This is a genomic window from Sporosarcina sp. P3, assembly GCF_002743415.1.
Classification (GTDB): Bacteria; Bacillota; Bacilli; order Bacillales_A; family Planococcaceae; genus Sporosarcina; species Sporosarcina ureae_A.
On sequence record NZ_PDZE01000001.1, the window covers coordinates 35,246 to 59,133 of the forward strand.

The 23,888-nt window shown below is 42.2% G+C and carries 24 protein-coding genes; 21 read left to right on the top strand and 3 right to left on the bottom strand.

Annotation, left to right across the window (positions count from 1 at the left end):
- Positions 1 to 28 precede the first annotated feature (28 nt).
- Positions 29 to 2,089, top strand: coding sequence for a DNA internalization-related competence protein ComEC/Rec2 (locus tag CSV61_RS00210; protein WP_158233736.1), 2,061 nt, complete (start codon positions 29 to 31; stop codon positions 2,087 to 2,089).
- A 59-nt stretch (positions 2,090 to 2,148) separates the two neighbouring features.
- On the opposite strand, the gene CSV61_RS00215 is transcribed toward CSV61_RS00210, so the two are convergent.
- Positions 2,149 to 2,283, bottom strand: a complete 135-nt coding sequence (locus CSV61_RS00215) for a YqzM family protein (protein ID WP_029054667.1) — start codon at positions 2,281 to 2,283, stop codon at positions 2,149 to 2,151.
- A 173-nt stretch (positions 2,284 to 2,456) separates the two neighbouring features.
- On the bottom strand, positions 2,457 to 2,621 hold the full coding sequence (locus CSV61_RS16900; RefSeq protein WP_167693459.1) for a hypothetical protein: 165 nt from the start codon (positions 2,619 to 2,621) through the stop codon (positions 2,457 to 2,459).
- 103 nt (positions 2,622 to 2,724) lie between these two features.
- Between CSV61_RS16900 and holA the strand changes: the two genes are divergently transcribed.
- Positions 2,725 to 3,732 carry a DNA polymerase III subunit delta gene (holA, locus tag CSV61_RS00220; protein WP_099637643.1) on the top strand — a complete coding sequence of 336 codons (1,008 nt, stop codon included), beginning with the start codon at positions 2,725 to 2,727 and terminating at the stop codon, positions 3,730 to 3,732.
- 49 nt (positions 3,733 to 3,781) lie between these two features.
- Here holA and rpsT read toward each other — a convergent pair whose 3' ends face one another.
- On the bottom strand, positions 3,782 to 4,033 hold the full coding sequence (gene rpsT / locus CSV61_RS00225) for a 30S ribosomal protein S20 (RefSeq protein ID WP_083035750.1): 252 nt from the start codon (positions 4,031 to 4,033) through the stop codon (positions 3,782 to 3,784).
- Between the two features lie 194 nt (positions 4,034 to 4,227).
- On the opposite strand from rpsT, the gene gpr reads away from it, so the two are divergent.
- From gpr to CSV61_RS00320, 19 genes are all read left to right on the top strand, one after another.
- Entirely contained in the window at positions 4,228 to 5,265 is a 1,038-nt protein-coding gene (gene gpr / locus CSV61_RS00230) for a GPR endopeptidase (protein WP_099637644.1), read from the top strand.
- 53 nt (positions 5,266 to 5,318) lie between these two features.
- Entirely contained in the window at positions 5,319 to 6,119 is an 801-nt protein-coding gene (gene spoIIP / locus CSV61_RS00235; RefSeq protein ID WP_233193464.1) for a stage II sporulation protein P, read from the top strand.
- Positions 6,120 to 6,202: 83 nt separating this feature from the next.
- Positions 6,203 to 8,026, top strand: a complete 1,824-nt coding sequence (gene lepA / locus CSV61_RS00240; RefSeq protein WP_099637645.1) for a translation elongation factor 4 — start codon at positions 6,203 to 6,205, stop codon at positions 8,024 to 8,026.
- A 72-nt stretch (positions 8,027 to 8,098) separates the two neighbouring features.
- Positions 8,099 to 9,238 carry a radical SAM family heme chaperone HemW gene (hemW, locus tag CSV61_RS00245; protein WP_099637646.1) on the top strand — a complete coding sequence of 380 codons (1,140 nt, stop codon included), beginning with the start codon at positions 8,099 to 8,101 and terminating at the stop codon, positions 9,236 to 9,238.
- Between the two features lie 90 nt (positions 9,239 to 9,328).
- The gene (gene hrcA, locus CSV61_RS00250; protein WP_083035757.1) at positions 9,329 to 10,384 is read left to right on the top strand and encodes a heat-inducible transcriptional repressor HrcA; all 1,056 of its coding nucleotides are present in this window, start codon (positions 9,329 to 9,331) and stop codon (positions 10,382 to 10,384) included.
- Entirely contained in the window at positions 10,381 to 10,959 is a 579-nt protein-coding gene (gene grpE / locus CSV61_RS00255; RefSeq protein WP_083035759.1) for a nucleotide exchange factor GrpE, read from the top strand. Before hrcA ends, grpE begins: the two co-directional genes overlap by 4 nt.
- A 37-nt stretch (positions 10,960 to 10,996) precedes the next feature.
- Entirely contained in the window at positions 10,997 to 12,841 is a 1,845-nt protein-coding gene (dnaK, locus tag CSV61_RS00260; RefSeq protein WP_099637647.1) for a molecular chaperone DnaK, read from the top strand.
- 136 nt (positions 12,842 to 12,977) lie between these two features.
- Complete coding sequence (gene dnaJ / locus CSV61_RS00265) at positions 12,978 to 14,099, top strand: molecular chaperone DnaJ (protein ID WP_083035763.1); 1,122 nt, start codon at positions 12,978 to 12,980, stop codon at positions 14,097 to 14,099.
- A gap of 15 nt (positions 14,100 to 14,114) precedes the next feature.
- Positions 14,115 to 15,059, top strand: coding sequence for a 50S ribosomal protein L11 methyltransferase (gene prmA, locus CSV61_RS00270; protein WP_083035765.1), 945 nt, complete (start codon positions 14,115 to 14,117; stop codon positions 15,057 to 15,059).
- A gap of 2 nt (positions 15,060 to 15,061) precedes the next feature.
- The gene (locus CSV61_RS00275; RefSeq protein WP_099637648.1) at positions 15,062 to 15,802 is read left to right on the top strand and encodes a 16S rRNA (uracil(1498)-N(3))-methyltransferase; all 741 of its coding nucleotides are present in this window, start codon (positions 15,062 to 15,064) and stop codon (positions 15,800 to 15,802) included.
- A 16-nt stretch (positions 15,803 to 15,818) separates the two neighbouring features.
- The gene (gene mtaB, locus CSV61_RS00280; RefSeq protein WP_083035768.1) at positions 15,819 to 17,159 is read left to right on the top strand and encodes a tRNA (N(6)-L-threonylcarbamoyladenosine(37)-C(2))-methylthiotransferase MtaB; all 1,341 of its coding nucleotides are present in this window, start codon (positions 15,819 to 15,821) and stop codon (positions 17,157 to 17,159) included.
- A gap of 94 nt (positions 17,160 to 17,253) precedes the next feature.
- Positions 17,254 to 17,925, top strand: coding sequence for a deoxyribose-phosphate aldolase (gene deoC / locus CSV61_RS00285; protein WP_099637922.1), 672 nt, complete (start codon positions 17,254 to 17,256; stop codon positions 17,923 to 17,925).
- A gap of 144 nt (positions 17,926 to 18,069) precedes the next feature.
- Complete coding sequence (gene rpsU, locus CSV61_RS00290; RefSeq protein ID WP_029054680.1) at positions 18,070 to 18,243, top strand: 30S ribosomal protein S21; 174 nt, start codon at positions 18,070 to 18,072, stop codon at positions 18,241 to 18,243.
- A gap of 357 nt (positions 18,244 to 18,600) precedes the next feature.
- Positions 18,601 to 19,938: an NfeD family protein gene (locus CSV61_RS00295; protein ID WP_099637649.1), complete on the top strand. Its 1,338-nt coding sequence runs from the start codon at positions 18,601 to 18,603 to the stop codon at positions 19,936 to 19,938.
- Complete coding sequence (gene floA / locus CSV61_RS00300; RefSeq protein WP_083036183.1) at positions 19,938 to 20,930, top strand: flotillin-like protein FloA; 993 nt, start codon at positions 19,938 to 19,940, stop codon at positions 20,928 to 20,930. The genes CSV61_RS00295 and floA overlap by 1 nt, the downstream gene beginning before the upstream one ends.
- Before the next feature lie 33 nt (positions 20,931 to 20,963).
- The gene (locus CSV61_RS00305; protein WP_099637650.1) at positions 20,964 to 21,488 is read left to right on the top strand and encodes a hypothetical protein; all 525 of its coding nucleotides are present in this window, start codon (positions 20,964 to 20,966) and stop codon (positions 21,486 to 21,488) included.
- A 47-nt stretch (positions 21,489 to 21,535) separates the two neighbouring features.
- Entirely contained in the window at positions 21,536 to 21,793 is a 258-nt protein-coding gene (locus CSV61_RS00310; protein ID WP_099637651.1) for a YabP/YqfC family sporulation protein, read from the top strand.
- Positions 21,783 to 22,874 (top strand): sporulation protein YqfD, encoded by a 1,092-nt coding sequence (locus CSV61_RS00315; RefSeq protein WP_158233737.1) that lies wholly within the window; start codon positions 21,783 to 21,785, stop codon positions 22,872 to 22,874. The genes CSV61_RS00310 and CSV61_RS00315 overlap by 11 nt, the downstream gene beginning before the upstream one ends.
- A 56-nt stretch (positions 22,875 to 22,930) precedes the next feature.
- On the top strand, positions 22,931 to 23,842 hold the full coding sequence (locus CSV61_RS00320; protein WP_083036185.1) for a PhoH family protein: 912 nt from the start codon (positions 22,931 to 22,933) through the stop codon (positions 23,840 to 23,842).
- Positions 23,843 to 23,888: the final 46 nt, after the last annotated feature.

Here is a 23,888-nt window from a genome sequence, read left to right on the forward strand (position 1 = left end):
TTCTACAACTCTTCCTGGCGACTCAGTCGTGACCTTCCATTGGAAAGATCAAGTGAAAATCGATGGTGCTAAAGTGAAAGGTTTCGCTACTCTGTCTGACGGTACCATTGTCTATATGATGTATCCATTACATTCCGAAGAAGAAAAAATCCGGTTTCAGTCTGCGCGACTATCGACGTATCAATTCACGGCGGAAGTGGAGCCGAAAGAAATAGAACCAGCAGCCCATGACTATGCATTCGATATGGCACGCTATTTACGAATGAATGGTGCAGCAGGCATTCTAGAAGTCACTCGTATCACATCTAGTCAGCCCCTCACAACTCTTCGAACGCGATTATCGCACTATCGCTTTTCTATCAAACAACATATTCACGAGCAGTTCCCGTCTTCACTTGTCACCGAAGCAGAGGCTTTGTTGATCGGCGACCGTTCTGGCATGGATCGCCTCATGCAGAAAGAGTATCAAACGCTTGGTATTACACATTTATTCGCGATATCTGGATTGCATGTCGGTTTATTGACGTTTTTCATTCGAGCAATTATGCTACGTATCGGTTTTCGAAAAGAATGGGTGACGTACGGATTACTCTTATTTTTACCAACTTACGCATGTATTGCTGGCGGAGCACCGTCTGTCTGGCGTGCTGCGACGGTGACGATGATTGTATTGCTAGCTGTTTCAAGCAATTTGAAATTACGCCTAGACGATGCTCTTGCTTTAAGCGCAATTTTCTTCATCGTCATGCAACCTTATATCGTGTTCCAACCGGGATTTCAGTTGTCTTATTTAGCTGCATTTTCTTTATTGTATTCGTCAGCTATTCTTAGCCAAGCGAAAAACGGTTTGGTTGTTTCGTTTCTCGTCACCGTCATTACACAAGTAGCGCTCTATCCTATTTTGCTATACCACTTCTACGAGTTATCGATATCTTCTTTTATTGCGAATTTGCTCTATGTTCCGTTATATTCCTTATTTATCCTACCAGCCAATTTATTGTTATTGATCTGCACGTACATTGCACCACCGCTGGCACGTATTCTCTTTCACATCTATGAGCCAGCGAGGCTATGGATTGGTAGTATGACGACTTGGTTTGCCTCTTTTCCCTATCAAATGTGGACGCCGGGACAACCGGATGGGGTAGGTTCAGCAATGGCTGTTGTAGGTATTCTGATCTTTTTCGTCTGTCTAGAAAGAAAGAAGTGGATCGCTTTCGGTCTAATCTGCTTGTTGCTTCCAGCACTCTATTTGGAGGTGAAACCGATACTTCATCGTGACGTGATCATTTCCTATATAGATGTCGGACAAGGGGACAGCACGATGATCGAAATGCCATATCGCAAAGCGGTGTATTTGATCGACACGGGTGGAGTTGTCCATTTCGGTGATAACGATTGGAAAACGCCTGAGCAGCCATTTGAAATCGGACGAAATATTGTCGTGCCATACGCAAAAGCAAAAGGAATCACGAAATTGGATCGGCTCATTATCTCTCATGCCGATATGGATCATATGGAGGGGGCCGATGAAGTAGTAGAAGAGTTGCGTGTAAAAGAAATTCATCTGTCCCCTGGAAGTGAACAGGAGATCGCGATGGATGATATGTTACAGTTGGCCAAAGAGCAAAATATTCCCGTGCACCTAGTTAAAGAAGGGGCTAATTGGGAAGTAGGGGATTATCAATTCCAATATGTAGCACCTGAAGAGCGTATATATGACGGGAATGACAGTTCACTAGTGCTTGTGATGAAGGATGAAGACCTACATTTCATGTTTCCAGGAGATCTCGAACAAGAGGGAGAGCAGCGGTTTTTGCAAAGATATATTTCCGCTGATTTTCAACGTGTCGTACTAAAAGCCGGTCATCATGGAAGCAAGACGTCCAGTACAGAACCGTTTATCAGTTTTCTTCAACCCGAGTTTATTATTGTATCAGCAGGGAGGAATAGTCGTTACGGGCATCCACATGCAGAAGTCCTTGACCGTTTCCATGCACATCGTATACCCGTTTGGTCGACAGCTGAACAAGGGACGATTGAATTGCGCGTAAAAGACGGAGTGTATAGCGCTACTTCAAGTCGTTAGAAAAACAAATAGACACATCCGCCTAGGTGGTGGATGTGTCTATTTTATACAACAGTTGATTAGAGAGCGACGATATCGATGATCGTAGCAACAACAAAAATTGCAGAAAAACCGATAAACGCTACTATAAAGCCGATGCCGCTGTCAATCGCATCATTACGCTTGGATTGGACATCATGTTCAAATTCATTCATTGCTACACCTCCTAATTCCATACTAAGTATAGATGAAAGTGAAAGAAAAATCCATTAAAATCGCAGTTTTTAGGAGTAGCCACGTATGTTGACACAATTTGTTCATAGAGTAAATGCGTGATCAGTTCAAATAGCGGAATTGCTTATAGCAAATTCCGCTTCGTCTTTTCGAATTAATAGTATTTGTCCTTTTCAGCTGTCTCTCGATGGTTCGGAGTCATTGGTTCTTGCTTTGGCGCTAACTGCTCGAACTCTGCTAACTCTAGTGATATTTCTTCTTTTCCTTCTTCCTTCGATTTTTCACGGGAATTTAGTTGTTGACGATTAGAATTTTTCATCAAATAAACCTCCTTTACTTGCTAGTATGGAGAAATGATTGATTTTCATGTATAGTTATCACAGGTTTTTAGTAAGAAGCAATCGGTAATTGAGGTGAAGAAAATGGTTACAAAAATTTGGAGTCAAATTGAAAAAGGTGATATCCAGCCCGTTTATTTACTGACAGGCACGGAGCAACACTTACTAGACGAAACAATTAAGAAATTAATCAAAGCAGTCCCAGGGATGACAGCATCTGAAGTGAATCGTTTTGATTTAGAAGAGATTCCAATCCAAGCTGTGCTCGAAGTGGCGGATGAACTTCCATTTTTAGTGGACCATAAATTGATTGTCGCAAAAAACTGTTCATTCTTGAAAGCGACCGATCAATCGAAAGAAAAACAGAATCATCAACTAGAACTGTTGGAAAAGTGGTTGGAGAATCCATCTCCTACTGCAACCGTAGTATTTGTGGCACCTTATGAAAAATTAGATGCACGTAAGAAAATTACGAAAAAAATAAAGAAGCATGCAGTAGTTGTAGAAGCTGTTGCTTTGCAAGGGCAAGATATATCTACGTGGATTATGCAGCAAGGCAAGGATAAAGGGATTGAATTCGATAAAAAAACAGCCGAATTTCTTATGGAGATGTCAGGAACCGATTTACTGACGTTGGCGACAGAAGTGGACAAGCTCGCTGGCTACTTGGCGTTTAACGGCATAGTGGACATCGATATGATTGAGCAATTGGTCGCAAGGACACCAGAGATGGACGTATTTCGCTTGACGGATTCATTTGTCAATAATAAACGAGCAGAATCGATCGCTGTCTATCATGACTTACTGCGTAACGGTGAAGAACCCATTATGTTGGCGTCTCTTATTGCGAGTCAGGTGCGTTTAATGATTCATGTGACAAACTTGCGAAAAAAAGGCTATCAGCAACAACAAATCGCGACAACGCTTCGTATCCATCCATATCGTGTGAAATTGATGATGCAAAGAAGATTGCCACCTTTGCAAGTATTACTGAAAGCATTGGATGATTTAGCGACGATTGATCTGCAACTTAAAACTACAAGTGGTAATCGCCAGCGCAAACTGGAATTATTTCTAATGAATGGTCTATAATATGCAAAAAAAGACTGCCGTCACGAAGAGGCAGTCTTTTAACATATCATTATTGAGCTTTTTTAGTTAGACGTGATTTTTGACGAGCAGCAGTGTTTCTTGGGATAAGACCTTTACGAGCAGCAGTATCCAATTGTTTCACAGCATTTCTCAACAGTTCTTCAGCGTTCTCATCATTATTCATAAGAGCCGCATCCGCTTTACGGATTGCAGTACGCATAGAAGCTTTTACGTTAGAGTTTTGCTCGTTAGCAGCAGCACTTTGTCTCACGCGTTTGATAGCACCTTTAATGTTTGGCATTTCATTCACCTCCAGCTTTCAGGTAAGGCAAGAGTGTTTCCACAATCATCCGGACATCTCTTTACAACAAGCATTATTTTATCAAAGCTACCGACAGATTGCAAGAAAAAAAGTAAAGTGATTCATCTTTACAGCCATCTATTCTAGAATAAATGCCGATAAACTGCACAAACTGGCTAGTAGAGGTGAAGAAAATGAGCGAAATCAACTACTACCGCACGGATTTAATTGATGAAAGTGACGAGTTCGTCAGACATCAGACAGAGTCAGAAGAAAAGAAATTGAAGGAAATGTCCGGAATACGTGTCGAAGAACAAACCATTGGTCGAATTAAGGCAACGACTGTAAAAGTGACAGCAGAAGGTGAAGAAGAAATCGGGAAAGCGAAAGGTACATATATTACGCTGACGATTCCGACACTTGCTGTTCACGAAATCGATGAGCTTCAAGCGTTATGTGAACTGGTGGTCGAAAAAATGGATGCATTAATTAAGGAAAAGTTACCGGGCGAAGTAAAAAAAGTATTGTGTGTCGGTCTCGGCAACCGCGAAATTACGCCAGACGCTGTGGGGCCTGCTGTTATGGATTATGTGAAGGAAGTAATACCCGAATATTACGAAGCGGACGAGAGTGGTGTGATGGTCTATGCGCCGGGCGTAACCATTCAGACGGGTTTAGAAACTGCTTCATTCGTTCAAGCGATTGTGGATCAAAGTAAACCTGATCTGTTGCTCGTCGTCGATGCACTTGCCGCGAGGAGTAGCGCAAGACTTTGCCGCACGATCCAGCTGACGGATACCGGCATTCATCCAGGCTCGGGTGTAGGGAACAGCCGCAAAGAGTTATCGGAAAAAAGTCTCGGCATCCCTGTCATTGCATTGGGCGTGCCAACCGTTGTGGACGGACCTGTTCTAGTAGCGGATGCAATTGACACCATGTTTGGCTATATCGCAGCGAAAATAGAAGAAGATGGTATGCCTTCATCCAAACTTTCCACCGGACGATTTCCACAACGCTCAACCAAAGATGCGGATCGCACAGCGCTAGGCCCTATATTCGGTGATTGGTCATCATGGACGCATGAAGAACGAATTCAATTATTTGAAGAAGTGCTGACTAATCAGGAATTAGCGACATTTATCTCCCCGAAAGAAATTGATTCATGGGTAGCAAACTACGCAAATGCATTATCTTCTTCATTAATAAGTTGGATTCATAAAGTAAATGCATGAACTAGTCATTGACCTTTTTTCTTCCGCATAGTGTGGAAGATGGAGGGATTACTATGAAAAAAACTTTGCAAATCTGGATGAGCGTTATTTTTGTATTGTTCATCTTTCCTGTCGTACTGCAGTACGTTCCCAAACAGCCGACCATACCTGCTGCCCTCTCGATAAAGGAACCGGGGATGATTGTCTATGCATCTAATGTGTTGGAAGAGGATATTAAACCGAAAGTACAAGGAAATGTGTTGATTTATTCGACTCACGCGCATGAAGCGTACGAACCTATTACGAAAGCAGCGAACGGGAAAGTAGCCGTATCTCATCATTCCGAGAATATTGTAAAAGTGGGCGCGCGACTGAAAGAAAATTTACTTGCACATGGTCTTGCGGCAGAACAGCTTGATATTGATATTGTGAAAATCATGCAACAAAAAAAGATACCGTATCATCGCTCGTACGCTGCGATTCGGCCGTATGTAGAGAAGAAGGTCAACGAAGGGTCGTATGATTTAGTCATCGACATGCATAGAGATTCACTCGGACCTTCTAAAACGACGATCACACACGACGGGCAACGCTATGCAAAAGTAGCGTTTGTTATCGGAAGGGACCATCCGTATTACGAACGGAACTTGGCTAAAGCGAAGCAATTGAAAAATGAAATGGAAAAATTAGTGCCGGGTATTACGCGCGAGATCATTATTAAAGGTGGCCGTGGAGTAGACGGTAAATACAATCAAGATCTAAATACAAGCATCATTTTAATCGAAATGGGTGGCGTAGGTAATACGGAAGCGGAGATCAACCAAACGGTATCTGTCGTCGGAGAATCTATTTCCGCTATGATGATCGTGCAATAATCTTTCAAATATTGAAGTCTGAACCGTTCACTGCTATAATTCAAGTAGCTTAAATAGGTACGTACATGTAGGAGTGAACAGTGATGAATCAAGAGCAGAGAACAGCACGTCAAAAAAACATCCGAAATTTTTCTATCATTGCCCATATCGACCACGGGAAGTCCACGCTGGCTGATCGGATTTTGGAAAAAACGGAAATAGTGAAAACGCGTAATATGAAGTCACAATCATTGGATTCGATGGACCTAGAACGTGAACGTGGTATTACCATTAAATTGAATGCCGTTCAGTTAGTCTATACGGCAAAGAATGGCGAAGACTATACGTTACACTTGATCGATACACCAGGACACGTCGATTTCACATATGAAGTATCCAGAAGTTTAGCGGCTTGTGAAGGTGCTATTCTTGTAGTGGATTCTGCGCAAGGTATCGAAGCGCAAACATTGGCGAACGTTTACTTAGCGCTAGACAATGATTTGGAAATATTACCTGTTATCAATAAAATCGACCTTCCGGCAGCTGATCCCGATCGTGTGAAACAGGAAATTGAAGATGTAATCGGATTAGATGCATCGGAGGCAGTGTTAGCTTCTGCGAAATCTGGAATTGGGATTGATGAAATCTTGGAACAGATCGTAGAAAAAGTGCCGGCACCTCAAGGTGATCCAGAAGCGCCATTAAAGGCATTGATCTTTGACTCTCATTATGATCAATATAAAGGAGTTATCGTCAATATCCGTATCGTAGAAGGAAAAGTAAAACCAGGCGATAGAATCCGTATGATGGCGACGGGTAAGGAATTTGAAGTATTGGAGATAGGTGTTTTCACTCCTAGTATTTCTCCGCGTGACGAATTGACTGTAGGTGATGTAGGGTTCTTGTCCGCTTCCATTAAAACGGTCGGCGATACACGAGTAGGGGATACTATCACGCTTGTCGATGATCCTGCAGAGGAAGCATTGCCAGGTTATCGTCGTATGAATCCAATGGTATTCTGCGGACTGTATCCAATCGATACATCTAAATACAATGATTTGCGTGAAGCGCTTGAGAAATTGGAGCTAAATGACTCTGCACTTGAATATGAGCCAGAGACATCCCAGGCATTAGGGTTCGGTTACCGTTGTGGTTTCCTTGGCTTGTTGCATATGGAAATCATTCAAGAACGAATCGAACGTGAATTCAACATTGATTTAATTACAACAGCACCAAGCGTTATTTATAAAGTAAACTTAACAGACGGCACGACGATGAGCGTAGATAACCCGTCGATGATGCCTAGCGCACAAAAGGTAGACTATGTGGAAGAGCCTTACGTTAAAGCATCCATCATGGTACCGAATGATTATGTTGGAGCCGTCATGGAGCTCTGTCAGCGTAAACGTGGAGACTTCCTGACAATGGATTACATGGATGCATCACGTGTCAATATTATATATGAACTGCCATTAGCTGAAATTGTCTATGACTTCTTTGACCAATTAAAATCCAGTACAAAAGGGTACGCGTCACTGGATTACGAATTAATTGGCTATAAGCAGTCGAAACTCGTTAAGATGGACATTTTGTTAAACGGCGAAACTGTGGATGCGTTGAGCTTTATCGTGCACAATGACTTTAGTTACGAACGTGGAAAGGCAATCGTTGAAAAACTGAAATCGTTAATTCCAAGACAACAGTTTGAAGTGCCTGTCCAAGCAGCAATCGGTCAAAAAATTGTGGCACGTTCAACGATTAAATCTATGGGTAAAAACGTTTTAGCGAAATGTTACGGTGGGGATATCTCCCGTAAGCGTAAATTGCTTGAGAAACAAAAAGAAGGTAAGAAGAAGATGAAGCAAGTTGGCTCGGTGGAAGTTCCACAAGAAGCGTTCATGGCAGTATTGAAGATGGATGAAGATTAATTACACTCAGTGAAAAGGGGGCAAACCGCCCTCTTTTTGCCGTTTACCTATTTACATAAAGGATGTGACAGCATGCGGGGAGTATATATCCACATACCGTTTTGCCAGCAAATTTGTCATTATTGCGATTTCAATAAAGTATTTCTTAAAAACCAACCGGTTGATCAATACATCGAATCAATCGGCAAAGAGTTTTCTTATATGAAAGAAGCGGGATATTCATTTGATGAAGTGGAAACCGTCTTTTTAGGCGGTGGCACACCGACAGCACTGAACGTTCCGCAGCTCGATCGGTTACTAACGATCGTTTCACAATATATCGACGTCACGGCATTAAAGGAATTCACAACAGAAGCAAACCCTGATGATTTATCAGAAGGACAACTTGCTATATTGAAGGAAAAAGGCGTAAACCGCTTGTCGATCGGTGTACAGACATTTAATGAACGACTACTGAAACAAATTGGGCGTACGCATTCCAATGAAGACGTGGAGAACGTGATCAAAGCAGCACGTAAAGTTGGCTTCGAAAATATTAGCATCGATTTGATGTACAGCTTACCTACGCAGACGGTGAAAGAATGGGAAGAGACGCTTGATCGGGCATTGGCGCTTGATTTGCCTCATTACTCGGCTTATTCATTGATCGTGGAGCCAAAGACGGTCTTTTACAACCGAATGGTCAAAGGGAAGCTACCCTTGCCAGGAGAAGACATGGAAGCAGAAATGTTTGCGATGGTGATCGATCGCATGAACGCAGCAGGACGCGATCAATATGAAATCAGTAATTTTGCTAAACCTGACCATCTTTCGTTTCATAACCTGATTTATTGGGAAAACTCCCACTATGCAGGAATTGGGGCAGGTGCGCACGGTTATATCGGCAAAGACCGTTATGCGAACGTCGGACCGTTGACACATTACATTAACTTATTGGATGAAGGAAAGTTGCCCCATAAAGAAGTACATGAAGTAACTCTTGCGGAAGCGATGGAAGAAGAAATGTTCCTCGGTTTACGAATTATTGAAGGAGTATCGATAAAAGAATTCGAGCGGAAATTCCAACGCCCGATGCGTGAAGTATTCGGCAAACCGATAGAAAAATTACAGCAGCAGGGGCTTTTGCAAATCGATGGAGACCATCTCCGTTTGACTAGAAAAGGTGTTTTCCAAGGGAACACCGTATTTCAAGAATTTTTATTAGGAGATTGAGTTTGTTTCGTTGACATGTAAAATAGAATTTGATAAATTATGAGTAGTATTAGCACTCGATGTTAAAGAGTGCTAACAGGAGTGATGATCATGTTGACAAACAGACAATTGCTCATACTACAATTGACAGTGAAAGATTTCATCGAGTCTGCTCAACCGGTTGGTTCCAGACAACTGTCGAAAAAGCCGGAAGCGCCATTTAGTTCGGCAACCATTCGGAATGACATGGCGGATCTGGAGGATATGGGTTATTTAGAAAAGACTCACACATCATCTGGAAGAGTACCTTCCGAAAAAGGCTATCGGTTCTATGTGGATCATTTATTGAAACCACAAGCTCTAGGCCTGGAAGATAGCTTACAGTTGCGTACGATGTTTCAGGAAAGAGTAGGAGAGTCTGAAGAGTTAATTCGGAAATCCGCAACCATACTCTCCGACTTGACGAATTACACGTCGATCCTTCTCGGACCTGACACGTCTACGCATGCCGTCAAGAAATTCTCTATTGTTCCATTGGACCAACAACGGGCAGTGGCGATTATCGTAACGGATAATGGACATGTGGAAAACCGAATTTTTGATGTGCCACCTGGACTCACTGCTTCGGAAATTGAGAAGACGGTAAACATTTTAAATGAACGCCTAATCGGCACATCGCTTGTGCAGTTGCAGCAAAAATTGCAACTCGAAGCGAAACATGTATTTGAACAGCATATTCACCAAGCCGAACAACTATTCAGCTCGTTGCAGCAAGCAATGGCAGTGGAGCCTGAAGAGCGATTGTACTTTGGCGGCAAATTGAATATGTGGAAACAACCGGAATTTCACGACTTCCAGAAGATGCAATCATTTTTTGAGTTGATAGAGAAAGGCAATCCTGCCATGGGACTTTTCCATAAAAACGAACAAGGAATTCAAGTTCGTATTGGCTCTGAAAACAATGTGATTGAAATGGAAGACTACAGCGTGATTACTTCCACGTACTCGGCAGGAGAGAATATGGAAGGTTCCATTGCAATTATCGGTCCGAAGCGGATGGATTACGGAAGAGTCATTACATTGCTCGATATACTAAGCAGTGATTTATCTTCTGCACTTCATCGGTTAACCATCGGAAAAGACGGGAACGGGAGGCAAGACACGTGAAAGAAAACCAAGAGTTCGAAGAGCAGCTAGATGAAAATCTTTCCGACCAAGAGCAAGAACAAAACGATGCGGCAGATCAACCAGAAGTTGAAGTTGTCGAAGAGCTCACTACAGAACAAGAACTTGAGAAAAAAATAGATGAATTAACGAAAGCTCTTGAAGAAGAAGAGGGTAAGAAATTACGCGTAATGGCAGATATGGAAAACGTCAAGAGACGAGCTTCACTCGATTATCAAACATTGCAAACATACCGTGCACAAAACGTCATGGTGAATATTTTGCCTGTACTTGATAACTTCGAACGTGCACTATCTGTTGAGGCGAAAGAAGAAGAAACAAAAGCCCTCTTAACGGGTATGGAAATGGTTTACCGTTCATTAGTAGAAGCTTTAAAATCTGACGGACTGGAAGAAATCGAAGCGCTTGATCAAGAATTCGATCCGAACTTCCACCAGGCAGTCATGACAGGCAATGAAGAAGATAAAGATTCTGGAATTGTTTTGGAAGAACTGCAAAAAGGATATAAGCTAAAAGAACGTGTACTACGACCATCCATGGTTAAAGTAAACGAATAAAAATTAAAGCATTCACATTTTAGGAGGAAAACCACACATGAGTAAAATTATCGGTATTGACTTAGGAACAACAAACTCAGTAGTAGCAGTATATGAAGGCGGAGAAGCAAAAGTAATTCCGAACCCTGAAGGTAACAGAACTTCACCATCTGTTGTCGCATTCAAAAACGGCGAACGCCAAGTAGGGGAAGTAGCAAAACGTCAATCGATCACAAATCCTAACACAATCATGTCAGTTAAAAGACATATGGGTACGGACTTTAAAGTAGAAGTGGATGGCCAAGAATATTCTCCACAAGAAGTGTCTGCTATGATCCTTCAATACATGAAGGGCTATGCTGAAGAATACTTAGGCGAAAAAGTAACGAAGGCTGTTGTTACAGTTCCTGCGTACTTTAACGATGCACAGCGTCAAGCTACGAAAGATGCTGGTAAAATCGCTGGTCTTGAAGTAGAGCGCATCATCAACGAGCCAACAGCAGCAGCACTTGCTTATGGTTTGGATAAAACAGAAGAAGATCAAACTATTCTAGTCTATGACCTAGGTGGCGGTACGTTTGACGTATCGATCCTTGAACTAGGTGACGGAGTATTCCAAGTACGTTCAACAGCAGGTGACAATAAACTTGGTGGAGACGACTTTGACGATATTATTATGGATTACCTAGTACAGGAATTCCGTAAAGAAAACTCTATTGATCTTTCTAAAGATAAAATGGCTATGCAACGTCTAAAAGATGCAGCTGAAAAAGCGAAGAAAGATTTGTCTGGTGTTACATCCACTTCAATCTCACTTCCGTTCATCACAGCTGGAGAAGCAGGACCATTACACATGGAAATCACATTGACTCGCGGAAAATTTGATGAATTGACAGCGAACCTGGTAGAACGCTCTATGATTCCAACTCGTCAAGCATTAAAAGACGCAGATCTTTCAGCATCTGACATCGATCGTGTCATCTTAGTTGGTGGTTCTACACGTATTCCAGCTGTACAAGAAGCAATCAAAAAAGTAACAGGTAAAGAGCCGTTTAAAGGCGTAAACCCAGACGAAGTAGTAGCAATGGGTGCAGCAGTTCAAGGTTCAATCCTAACAGGAGACGTAAAAGACGTAGTACTTCTTGACGTAACGCCTCTATCACTGGGTATTGAAACAATGGGCTCTGTGTTCACAAAACTAATCGACCGCAATACGACAATCCCTACTAGTAAGTCACAAGTGTTCTCTACAGCAGCTGACAACCAGCCAGCAGTAGATATCCATGTCTTGCAAGGTGAGCGTCCGATGGCGACTGACAATAAAACACTAGGTCGCTTCCAATTGACGGATATTCCACCAGCACCACGTGGCGTTCCACAAATCGAAGTAACATTCGACATTGATAAGAACGGTATCGTCAATGTTAAAGCGAAAGATATGGGTACACAGAAAGAACAGAATATCACGATCCAATCTAGTTCAGGTCTTTCGGATGAAGAGATCGATCAAATGGTTAAAGATGCAGAAGCACACGCTGAAGAAGATAAAAAGCGTAAAGAAGAAGCAGAACTTCGCAACGAAGCGGATCAGTTAGTATTCATGGCTGAAAAGACACTTAAAGATATCGAAGGCAAAGTGGATGAAGCAGAAGTGAAAGATGCGGAAGCAGCATTGGAAGAATTGAAAGCTGCGAACGAATCTGGAGATCTTGAAGAAATTCGTACGAAGAAAGAAAAACTTGACGAATTAGTCCAAGCTCTATCTGTAAAACTATACGAGCAAGCTGCTGCTGAAGCACAAGCTGCACAAGGCGATGCACAACCTGGTCAAGAAGACGACAGTGTAGTAGATGCAGATTTCGAAGAGGTAGAAGACGATAAAGATAACAAAGATACTAAATAAGTAATTCGAAATAGCTATTGACGGAAAAGTCAAAGTCCGAAATTCCGGCTTTGACTTTTTCGTTTGTTAACTCAACAAAATTCGATAGCAACGTGTTACAATGGACAACAGGTAAAATGCGATGAGGGGTGCAATGATGAGTAAACGAGATTACTATGAGGTGCTAGGCGTATCTAAATCTGCTACAAAGGAAGAGATCCGCAAAGCATACCGTACACTTTCTAAAAAGTACCATCCGGATTTGAACAAAGAAGCGGATGCAGAAGTGAAATTTAAAGAAGTAACAGAAGCATTTGAAGTCCTAAGCGATGAGAATAAGAGAGCGGAATATGACCAATATGGTCACAACGGCCCGGGTGCAGGTTTTGGAGGATTTGGTGGCGGAGGTGCAGATGGCTTCGGTTTCGAAGATATCTTCAGCACGTTCTTCGGTGGCAGTGCAAGAAGAAGAGATCCAAATGCTCCACAAAAAGGTAACGACTTGCAATACACGATGACAGTCGACTTCATGGATGCTATTTTCGGTAAAGAAACAGAAATTGATATCCCGCGTGAAGAAGAGTGTGACACATGTGACGGTACAGGTGCCAAAAAAGGTACTAGCGTCAAAACATGTACGGAGTGTAATGGTTCGGGTGAGGTTTCTTTCGCTCAAAACACGCCATTTGGTCAAGTTGTGAATCGCAGAACATGTCCTACATGTCAAGGTACAGGTAAAATTATTCCTGAAAAATGTGAAACATGCCGAGGCAAAGGTCGCGTAACGAAAAACAAAGTGATTAAAATCACGATACCTGCTGGTGTAGACCAAGGTCAACGTCTACGTGTAGGCGGTCAAGGCGAAGCGGGTATTAATGGAGGACCTCCTGGAGACTTATACATCGTCTTTAACGTGCGTCCACATAAACGTTTCATTCGTGAAGAAGACGATATTATATTGGAATTGAACTTGACGTTCCCACAAGCATCACTTGGAGACGAACTCGAAGTCCAAACAGTACATGGAAAAGTGAAGCTAAAGATTCCGGCTGGTACACAAAACGGCACAACTTTCCGTCTACGTGGCAAGGGAGTTCCAAACGTACACGGACACGGAACAGGTGATCAGCACGTCATCGTTAAAGTGCTTACGCCGAAAAAGATGACCGAGCGACAAAAGGAATTACTACGTGAGTTTGCATCAATTGAAGGAGAATCACCAGATGAGTATTCCAGCTCATTCTTCGATAAAATCAAACGCACTTTTAAAGGTGAATGAAAGGATTGACTAACTGTGAAATGGTCTGAAGTTTCCGTGCACACGACACATGAAGCAACTGAGGCAGTAGCGAACATCTTGCATGAAGCAGGCGCGAGCGGAGTCGTTATTGAAGACTCTGAAGAACCTGGTAAAGAACGAGTAGACCAGTATGGCGAAATATATGCACTAGATAAAGAAGACTTCCCAAGTGATGGGGTCATTATCAAAGCGTATTTGCCTGTCACTAGTTTCATCAACGAAACAGTTGAAAACCTTGAATTGGAAATTGAAGGTCTTCGTCAATTTTCATTAAATCCTGGACGCTTTACTATAGGCATCACAGAAGTGGATGAAGAAGATTGGGCTAACTCCTGGAAACAATACTTCCATCCGGTCAAAATATCGAAGCGTTTTACCATTGTTCCTACATGGGAAGAGTATACACCTGTGGAATCTGATGAATTGCTCATCGAATTGGATCCAGGTATGGCTTTCGGTACGGGTACACACCCTACGACAGTCCTCTGTTTACAAGCACTAGAGAAGTATCTCGAACCTGATCAAACGATTGTCGATGTTGGAACAGGTTCAGGCGTACTAGCAATCGGCGCTGCCTTACTAGGTGCCAAACACATTACCGCGCTTGACTTGGATGAAGTAGCTGTACGCGCTGCACAGGAAAATGTCGCGTATAACCAAGCAGATGATCGCATCACAGTTTTGAAGGGGAATCTTCTCGATTCAATTGAAGAACCTCCTGACATGATCATTGCGAATATATTGGCGGATGTCATTATGTCATTCTCCCAAGATGCTTACCAACTCGTCAAACCAGGCGGACTATTCATTACATCAGGTATTATCGGTGCGAAACGGGACGAAGTACGTAACGACCTGATAGCACAAGGTTTTGAAATTGTGGAAACGGTGCTTATGGAAGATTGGGTAGCGATCATTGCGCGTAAGGGTAGTGAATAATCATGCAACGTTATTTCTTGAATCAGCCATTTAATGAGCAACGTCAAGTAGCAATTAGCGGAGATGATTATAAACATATTGTGAAAGTGATGCGTATGACGCCGGGTCAGGAAATACTGACAGTTTATGATGGTGTTGCGTCGGTAGCGATGATTGACAGTATTTCTGAAGACTTTGTTACTGTTTCAGAGCAGCGACAATTGGACCAATATAATGAGTTGCCGATTTCTGTAACGATTGCTTGTGGATTGCCTAAAGGCGATAAACTCGATTTGATCACGCAAAAAAGTACTGAACTTGGTATGAGCCGATTGATTCCCTTTGCGGCGAAACGGTCGATTGTCAAATGGGATGCTAAAAAAGGCGACAAACGTATAGAACGTTTGCAAAAAATTGCCAAGGAAGCTGCTGAACAATGTCATCGCAATCAAGTGCCAGAGATTTTATCCGTCCAAAGCGTCAAGCAACTGATCATGTATACAGATTCCTTTGATGTCAAATTATTTGCGGATGAAGAAGATGCGAAAAGCGAAGTTCCGCATAAGATTGCAGACCGTCTGAAAAACATGTATCATGGACAATCGATAGTAATTGTTTTTGGACCGGAAGGCGGATTAGCGCGGGAAGAAGTTACTCAGCTTCAAGAAGCAGGTTTCCATCCAGTGTCGTTAGGGCCTAGAATCTTGCGCACGGAAACAGCTCCTTTATATGTATTATCCGCAATGTCTTATGAATTTGAATGAAAGAAGTGAACAACCTATGTCTTCAGTTGCTTTTCATACACTAGGCTGCAAAGTGAATCATTATGAGACAGAAGCGATTTGGCAACTGTTTCAAGAAGCAGACTATGAAAGAGTAGAGTTTGACAAGAATTCTGATGTCTATGTTATAAATACATGTACCGTAACAAATACAGGTGATAAAAAGAGCCGACAAGTAATCCGTCGTGCCATTCGTAAAAATCCAGATGCAGTAATCTGCGTAACGGGTTGTTATGCACAAACATCCCCGGCAGAAATCATGGCAATTCCTGGCGTGGATATTGTGGTCGGTACACAAGATCGTTCAAAATTACTTGGGCTGATCGAACAATTCCGTGAAGAGCGCCAGCCGATCAATGCGGTGCGCAATATTATGAAAAACCGTGTATATGAAGAACTTGATGTACCTTCATTTACAGACCGCACGCGTGCTTCGTTAAAAATACAAGAAGGGTGTAATAACTTCTGTACGTTTTGTATCATTCCGTGGGCTAGAGGATTGATGCGCTCACGTGATCCTGAAGAAGTTATTCATCAAGCACAACAACTCGTCGACGCGGGTTATCTTGAAATCGTTTTGACAGGCATTCATACAGGTGGGTACGGTGAAGACCTAAAAGGTTATAACCTAGCTCGTCTATTGCGTGATTTGGAACAACAAGTAAAAGGGTTAAAACGACTTCGTATTAGTTCAATCGAAGCGAGCCAATTAACAGATGAAGTGATCGATGTATTGCGCGAATCCAATATAGTCGTACGTCATTTGCATATTCCGATTCAATCGGGTTCAGATACTGTACTAAAGCGGATGCGTCGTAAATACACAATGGAATTCTTCTCTGATCGTCTCAAGCGTCTGAATGAAGCGTTGCCGGATCTTGCGATTACATCCGATGTCATTGTAGGATTCCCAGGTGAAACGGAAGAAGAGTTCATGGAAACTTATCACTTCATTCGTGACCATAAGTTTTCGGAACTTCATGTGTTCCCTTATTCAAAGAGAACGGGCACACCTGCCGCTCGCATGGAAGATCAGGTGGATGAAGAAGTCAAAAATGAACGCGTGCATCGTTTATTAACATTGAACGATCAATTAGCAAAAAATTATGCTGCGCGTTTTGAAGGTGAAGTACTCGAGGTTATTCCAGAAGAAAGCTTTAAGCACGACACTGAGCAAAATCTCTATGTAGGCTATACAGATAACTACTTGAAAGTAGTTTTGCCTGCAGATGAAACGATGATCGGACAAATTGTAAAAGTAAAAATCACAAAAGCGGGCTATCCTTACAATGAGGGTCAACCTGTTCGTGTACTTACAGAGGAAAAAATCACGATGTAATAGGGACCACCTGTGATGGGTGGTCTTTTTCGTGCAACAAAATGCAAGCTTTGATATACTGAAAAAAACAGTATGTAAAAAAGGAGCGCTTTCATTGACTACAAATTATGCCGCTTATATCGATCATACGTTGTTAAAGGCAGAAGCAACAAAACAGCAAGTGCTGGAATTATGTGAAGAAGCCAAAAAATATTCCTTCGCTTCTGTTTGTATTAATCCGACTTGGGTGAAAACAGCTGCAGAAGCCTTACAAGGCACAGATGTAAAAGTATGCACTGTGATCGGCTTCCCTTTAGGTGCGAGCACTTCCGAAGTTAAAGCTTTTGAGGCTAAAGACGCAATTGCTAACGGTGCAACAGAAGTAGATATGGTCATCAATATAGGTGCATTACAAAGTGGAATGCTTGAACAAGTCCAAAATGATATCGTAGCCGTCGTACAAGCGGCACAAGATCAGGCTTTAGTAAAAGTGATCATCGAAACGTCCTTGCTGGATGATATCCAAAAACGTACAGCCTGTGAATTGGCGGTACTCGCAGGAGCGGACTTCGTCAAAACATCGACTGGCTTTTCTACTGGCGGCGCGACTCCAGAAGACGTGAAGCTAATGCGTGCAGTTGTAGGGCCCGCAATTGGAGTTAAAGCAAGTGGCGGTGTTCGCAGTGCAGAAGACGCAGATCGTATGATCGAGTCAGGTGCAACGCGCATCGGTGCGAGTTCAGGTGTGGCGATCATGCAAGGTCTCTCATCGTCAGCCGATTATTGATCACTTCAAAACAGTAAATCATAAAATTTATCATGATATTCTAATAGTTTTTATTGACCAAACAGAAAATATACGTTATAATTCTATAGTACATAGCAAAATGCTATGTTTCGAAGTGTGTGTTTGGAGGGAGGGACAAGAGATATGACTAAGACAGTCGTTCGCAAAAATGAATCACTTGAAGACGCTCTTCGCCGCTTCAAACGTACTGTATCCAAGAGTGGTACAATACAAGAGAGTAGAAAGCGTGAATTCTATGATAAGCCAAGCGTAAAACGTAAAAAGAAATCAGAAGCTGCACGTAAGCGCAAGTTCTAATTTCTGCCTACATTGAATTTTGACATTACCTACTAATGTAATTTCTTATAGACCGAAGATCCTTCACTGGATTTTCGGTTTATTTTATTGTGTGGAATGTAAATTGATACGTACCCAAGTTATCCTTAACTGCCTGTATGGATACGAATTTACTCTCGTGAATCACCCGTTACTCCTCTACAAATCCGAATTCAACTTCAACTATTTAGCTCATTTTTATTCATAAATAAACCATATACCATCAAGCGATGACACAAGAAAAGAAAAACTTTGATTTAATTGCGATTAAATGAAACCAAATGCTTCTTCAAACGTAAATAGTAAGTATAATAGGCAGTAGAGAGAGGTGAGAAAATAATGACTAAAATGATTAGGTCAGTTTTTCTGCTCATTTTATTCATCGGTACAATCGCATTGCCTTTTATACACTCAGACGCAGCTGAAACAAAAGTATATCAAGTACCCCTTCACCAAGAAGTAGAAAAGGGGCTGCATGCCTTCTTGCAGCGTTCATTTAAAGAAGCCAAAGCTGAAGGCGCAGAGACGATTGTGTTGGATATAGACACTCCTGGAGGCTTTGTAGATGCTGCCGATCAAATCGCAAAGCTGATGAAAACAACTGACGATGTCAAGATTGTCGCATTCATTAATGATCGAGCACTATCTGCTGGTGCTTTTCTTGCGCTTTATGCAGATGAAATTTACATGACACCAAATGGTTCGATCGGGGCTGCACAAGTCATTGACGGATCTGGAAATGCAGCAGAAACAAAAGCCAATAGTTATTGGTTGGCGCAAATGAAAAATGCCGCAAAACACTCAGGTCGTGATCCACAATATGCATTGGCGATGGCAAATCCTGAAATTGATCTGCCGGACTTGCGTGCACAAAAAGGAGAACTTTTGACACTCACTGCTGACGAAGCCGAACAGGTGGAGTACAGTGAAGGAACAGTGGCTTCATTTGATGAATTACTGAAGAAGCTAGACTTGGAAGATGCACAAGTCATTTCTACAGCGGAAACGTTTACAGAGAAAATGGCTCGATTCATCACCAATCCGGTCGTTGTACCGATTTTACTTTCCGTTGCGAGTCTCGGATTGATTGTAGAATTATATTCACCAGGCTTTGGTGTGCCGGGAAGCATGGGGCTAACCGCTTTATTCTTATTCTTCTACGGACATACAGTAGCAGGTCTCGCAGGTTATGAGACATTGATATTGTTCTTGCTCGGTGTCGCGCTCATCATTGCTGAATTCTTTGTTGCGGGAGGAATAGCAGGGATTTTCGGGATCTTGGCTATCATAGGAAGTATTTTACTGGCAGGCACAAATTTAGCATTCATGGCAATCTCGGTACTAATTGCGATAGCCGTAGCATTGATAGGAGCGGTGGTTATTATGAAATTCTTCGGTAAAAAACTCCATCTATTGAATAAAATCATTTTAATGGATACTATGGATACGGAAAGCGGTTACGTCTCCAATAAAAATCGTAAGGAGTTATTGCAGAAAGTTGCAACAACCATTACACCACTTTATCCATCCGGTGTCGCTGAAGTAGATGGTGAACGGATCGATGTTGTATCAGAAGGTCGTTACATCGAAAGTGGTAAAGAAGTAGTGATTGTAGAGGTAGAAGGCTTTAGAATCGTTGTTAGAGAGAAGAAGAAAGAGGAGGAACAAGGCTTATGATGGGACTAGGAACAATTGGACTGGTAGCAGCAGTCTTTATCATCATCATCGTACTGGCGATATTCTTTACATTCGTTCCAGTGACGCTGTGGATTTCCGCAATTGCGGCAGGCGTACGAGTAAGTATCTTCACATTAATCGGTATGCGTTTACGTCGAGTTATTCCGAATCGAGTCGTGAACCCGTTGATCAAAGCACATAAAGCGGGTCTGACAGTATCGATTAACCAATTGGAAAGTCATTACCTTGCTGGTGGTAACGTAGACCGCGTAGTGAATGCGTTAATCGCTGCGCAACGTGCAAACATTGAATTGACGTTCGAAAGAGCACAAGCGATCGATTTAGCAGGACGTGACGTACTAGAAGCAGTTCAAATGTCCGTTAATCCGAAAGTAATTGAAACGCCATTTATCGCAGGTGTTGCGATGAACGGTATCGAAGTAAAAGCAAAAGCGCGTATCACAGTTCGTGCCAACATCGACCGTCTTGTCGGTGGTGCGGGTGAAGATACAGTTGTTGCTCGTGTTGGTGAAGGGATTGTATCTACAATCGGTTCTTCTATCAGTCACGCGAAAGTACTAGAAAATCCAGATCTGATTTCCCAAACGGTACTGAAAAAAGGGTTGGATTCAGGTACAGCGTTTGAAATCCTCTCCATTGATATTGCCGACGTAGATATCGGTAAAAACATCGGTGCAGAACTTCAGACTGAACAAGCGATGGCAGATAAAAATATTGCCCAAGCAAAAGCAGAAGAACGTCGCGCAATGGCTGTCGCGAACGAACAAGAGATGAAGGCGAAAACTCAAGAGATGCGTTCGAAAGTTGTGGGTGCAGAAGCTGAAGTACCTTTAGCTATGGCTGAAGCATTGCGCTCAGGCAATATCGGGATTATGGATTATATGAATTATAAAAATATCCAAGCAGATACAAGCATGCGGGATTCGATTAGCAAAACAGGCTCGGATCAACAACCAAAGAAAGATCAATAATAACAAGATGAATTCCCGGGAAGGGGATGCATAATGGAACAACTGATAATTTTGGTCATTATGTTGGCTTTAGGATCTTTATTCGGTAAAAAGAAAGACCAAGAGAAACCAGATCAACAACCGAAGCGACCGCCAAGTCAGCAATGGCCAGCTCAACCCACTCAGCGACAAATGAGTCAAAGAGAACCACAGCGTACAAATGCTGCTCCTGTAGAGAAGCCGCGTTCGTTGAAAGAGTTATCTCGAAACCTATTTGAAGATATTCAAAAGGAATTCCAAGATGTCCAACAAGAAACGTTAGAACCTGAGCAACCTGTCAAGACACAGGCGCCTCAGTCGGAAATCTTCTATGCAGAGCCCAAGAAACCGGTTAAACCTGCTTCTACGGCCCGTCCAGAGCGTCAAACGGGCAGAGGTAGACTCCGTGGAGATCAACAGTCCGGTACATTTGAAGACGAACAAATTTTGCAGGAAGACTTGATTCCAAGAACGTCTCAGCAGGTCATGCAAGGGATTGTGTATGCAGAAATTTTAGGTCCACCAAAATCAAAACGATAATCATGCCGCCCCCTGTCTTTTCATAGGATGAGACAGGGGGTTTTTTTATGAAAAAATTATTCGCACTTCATCCATCCATTATTCTAGATGAATTCAACTCATTGCGGATTACTGGTAACTATCGTTTGCTTGCATTAAGCGAACAATCCGTATCCTTTCAAACGAATGACTATGTCATGACTGTCAAAGGAGAAGATGTAACGGTTCTAATGCTGACTGAACAACACGCCCACATATCGATTGATGAACTACAGGAAGTGACGGTACGCTATACGCCTGATGAAGGAAACAGCTATGAGTCCTAAACGATTTGAAGTTCAGGTGAAAAATGTTCGTAACGGTTCTGTTTTTCTAAGTAGATTACAGAGAGAGCATGTTAAGATCAGTAGCTTGTACGTTTCCGGAAGCGCTATATTTTTTGAAACGGACACAAAGGGAATTCAGATCATCCGTCGTTACAGGAGGAAATACCATGTAAAAGTACAAATCAGGCGTAAAGGGTTGGATACTGTTCAGCATCGATTATTCGCTTCTTTATTATTTTTAATCGTCTGTTTCATTCCGCTAGTAGCCTCGTTGTTTCTGTGGAATATCACTGTGGAAAGTGATGTGCCCGAAATTGCGCAACGAATGGAGACAAAGATGGAAAAAGCACAAATTACAGCACCCTCTTTATTATCCAAATTACCAGAGGAGGATGAAATTCGTCGGCTACTGATGCAAGATGAACCTTCTCTATCCTGGATCCGGTTTTCTAGCGTAGGCACTTCATTAATTATTTCACCGATGCTAGCGCCATTGTCGACCGAAGTGAAAGAAGAAGTGAAAGAAAAGCCATCTCATCTAGTAGCAAAAACAGGAGGGGTGATTACACGCTTTGCATTAACAAGAGGAGAAAGAGCGAGCATCATTCATCAAACGGTAAAAAAAGGCGATATGCTGGCGACAGGGATTTTAGAACAAGGAGAAAAAACAACAGTGGTAGGGGCGGACGGAGAAGTGTTTGCTGACTACTGGTTAGAATGTCATTTTGAATTACCGCGGACGATTAGTTATTCCATTCAAGGGCAGGAAAACCTAAATATCAGTTGGCAAAAGCCATGGAACGGTAATCAATTAAAAAATATTAGCTTTAGAAATCCGATTATCATCGATAAGACGAAAGAAACTCACATTCAGGAAGTGTTTTTGGAAAAAGGAATGGAAGAGACCATCATCTTGCCACTGATCAAGTATGAATTATTGTCAAAGAAAACAAATGAGCGCATAATTAAGGAAGAAAACATTTTACATGTATCCTTCACTAATGATAAAGTAAGTGGGACTATACTATTTTTACTTAATGAAAACATTGCTGAAAAACGACCTATAACTCAAGGAGACTGAAAATATTGAGCGAAAATGTACTTCAACTTCATATTGAAGAACCGAATGAAGCGATTATGCTTCTTGGCATTTCCGATCAGAACATGAATCTGATCGAAGAAGAATTGAAAATCTCAATCCACACACGAGGCGAAACCATCTCGATCAGTGGAGAAGAAGAACAAGCGGTAGTCGCGAAAACATTGCTTGAGCAGTTACTAAAAGTTATCCGTAAAGGCATTAATATCAATTTACGCGATGTAGCAACGGCGATTGAAATGGCAAAGAACGGCACGATTGAATATTTCTCTTCTTTATACGAAGAAGAAATCGCACGCAACACAAAAGGAAAAGTTATTCGGGCAAAGACAATCGGACAAAGAGAATACGTCCAGGCGATTCGTTCAAAGGATCTGGTATTTTGTATCGGACCTGCCGGAACAGGGAAAACGTATCTCGCTGTCGTGATGGCAGTGCAGGCAATGAAAACAGGTTCAGTAAAACGAATCGTGTTGACTCGTCCTGCTGTTGAAGCTGGAGAGAGCTTAGGATTCCTTCCAGGCGACTTGAAAGAAAAAGTAGACCCATACCTTCGCCCGCTCTACGACGCGCTACACGACGTGCTAGGTGCCGAACATACAGAACGTCTTATGGAACGCGGTGTCATTGAAATTGCGCCTTTAGCGTATATGCGTGGTAGAACGCTTGATGATGCATTCGTTATTTTGGATGAAGCCCAAAATACCACGAAAGCACAAATGAAAATGTTTTTAACTCGTCTCGGTTTTGGATCGAAGATGGTCATCACAGGTGATAAAACACAAATTGATTTACCACGCGGTGCGGAATCGGGTCTCAATGTCGCAGAACATATTTTGAAAAAAGTGCAAGATATCCAGTTTATGTACTTGGAACAAGGTGACGTAGTCCGACACCCAATTGTAGCGAAGATCATTGATGCATATGAGAAAGAGCAGTCAACTAATTAATTGACTGCTTTTTTTGAATGATGAAGATACATAGTTCATCCATCAT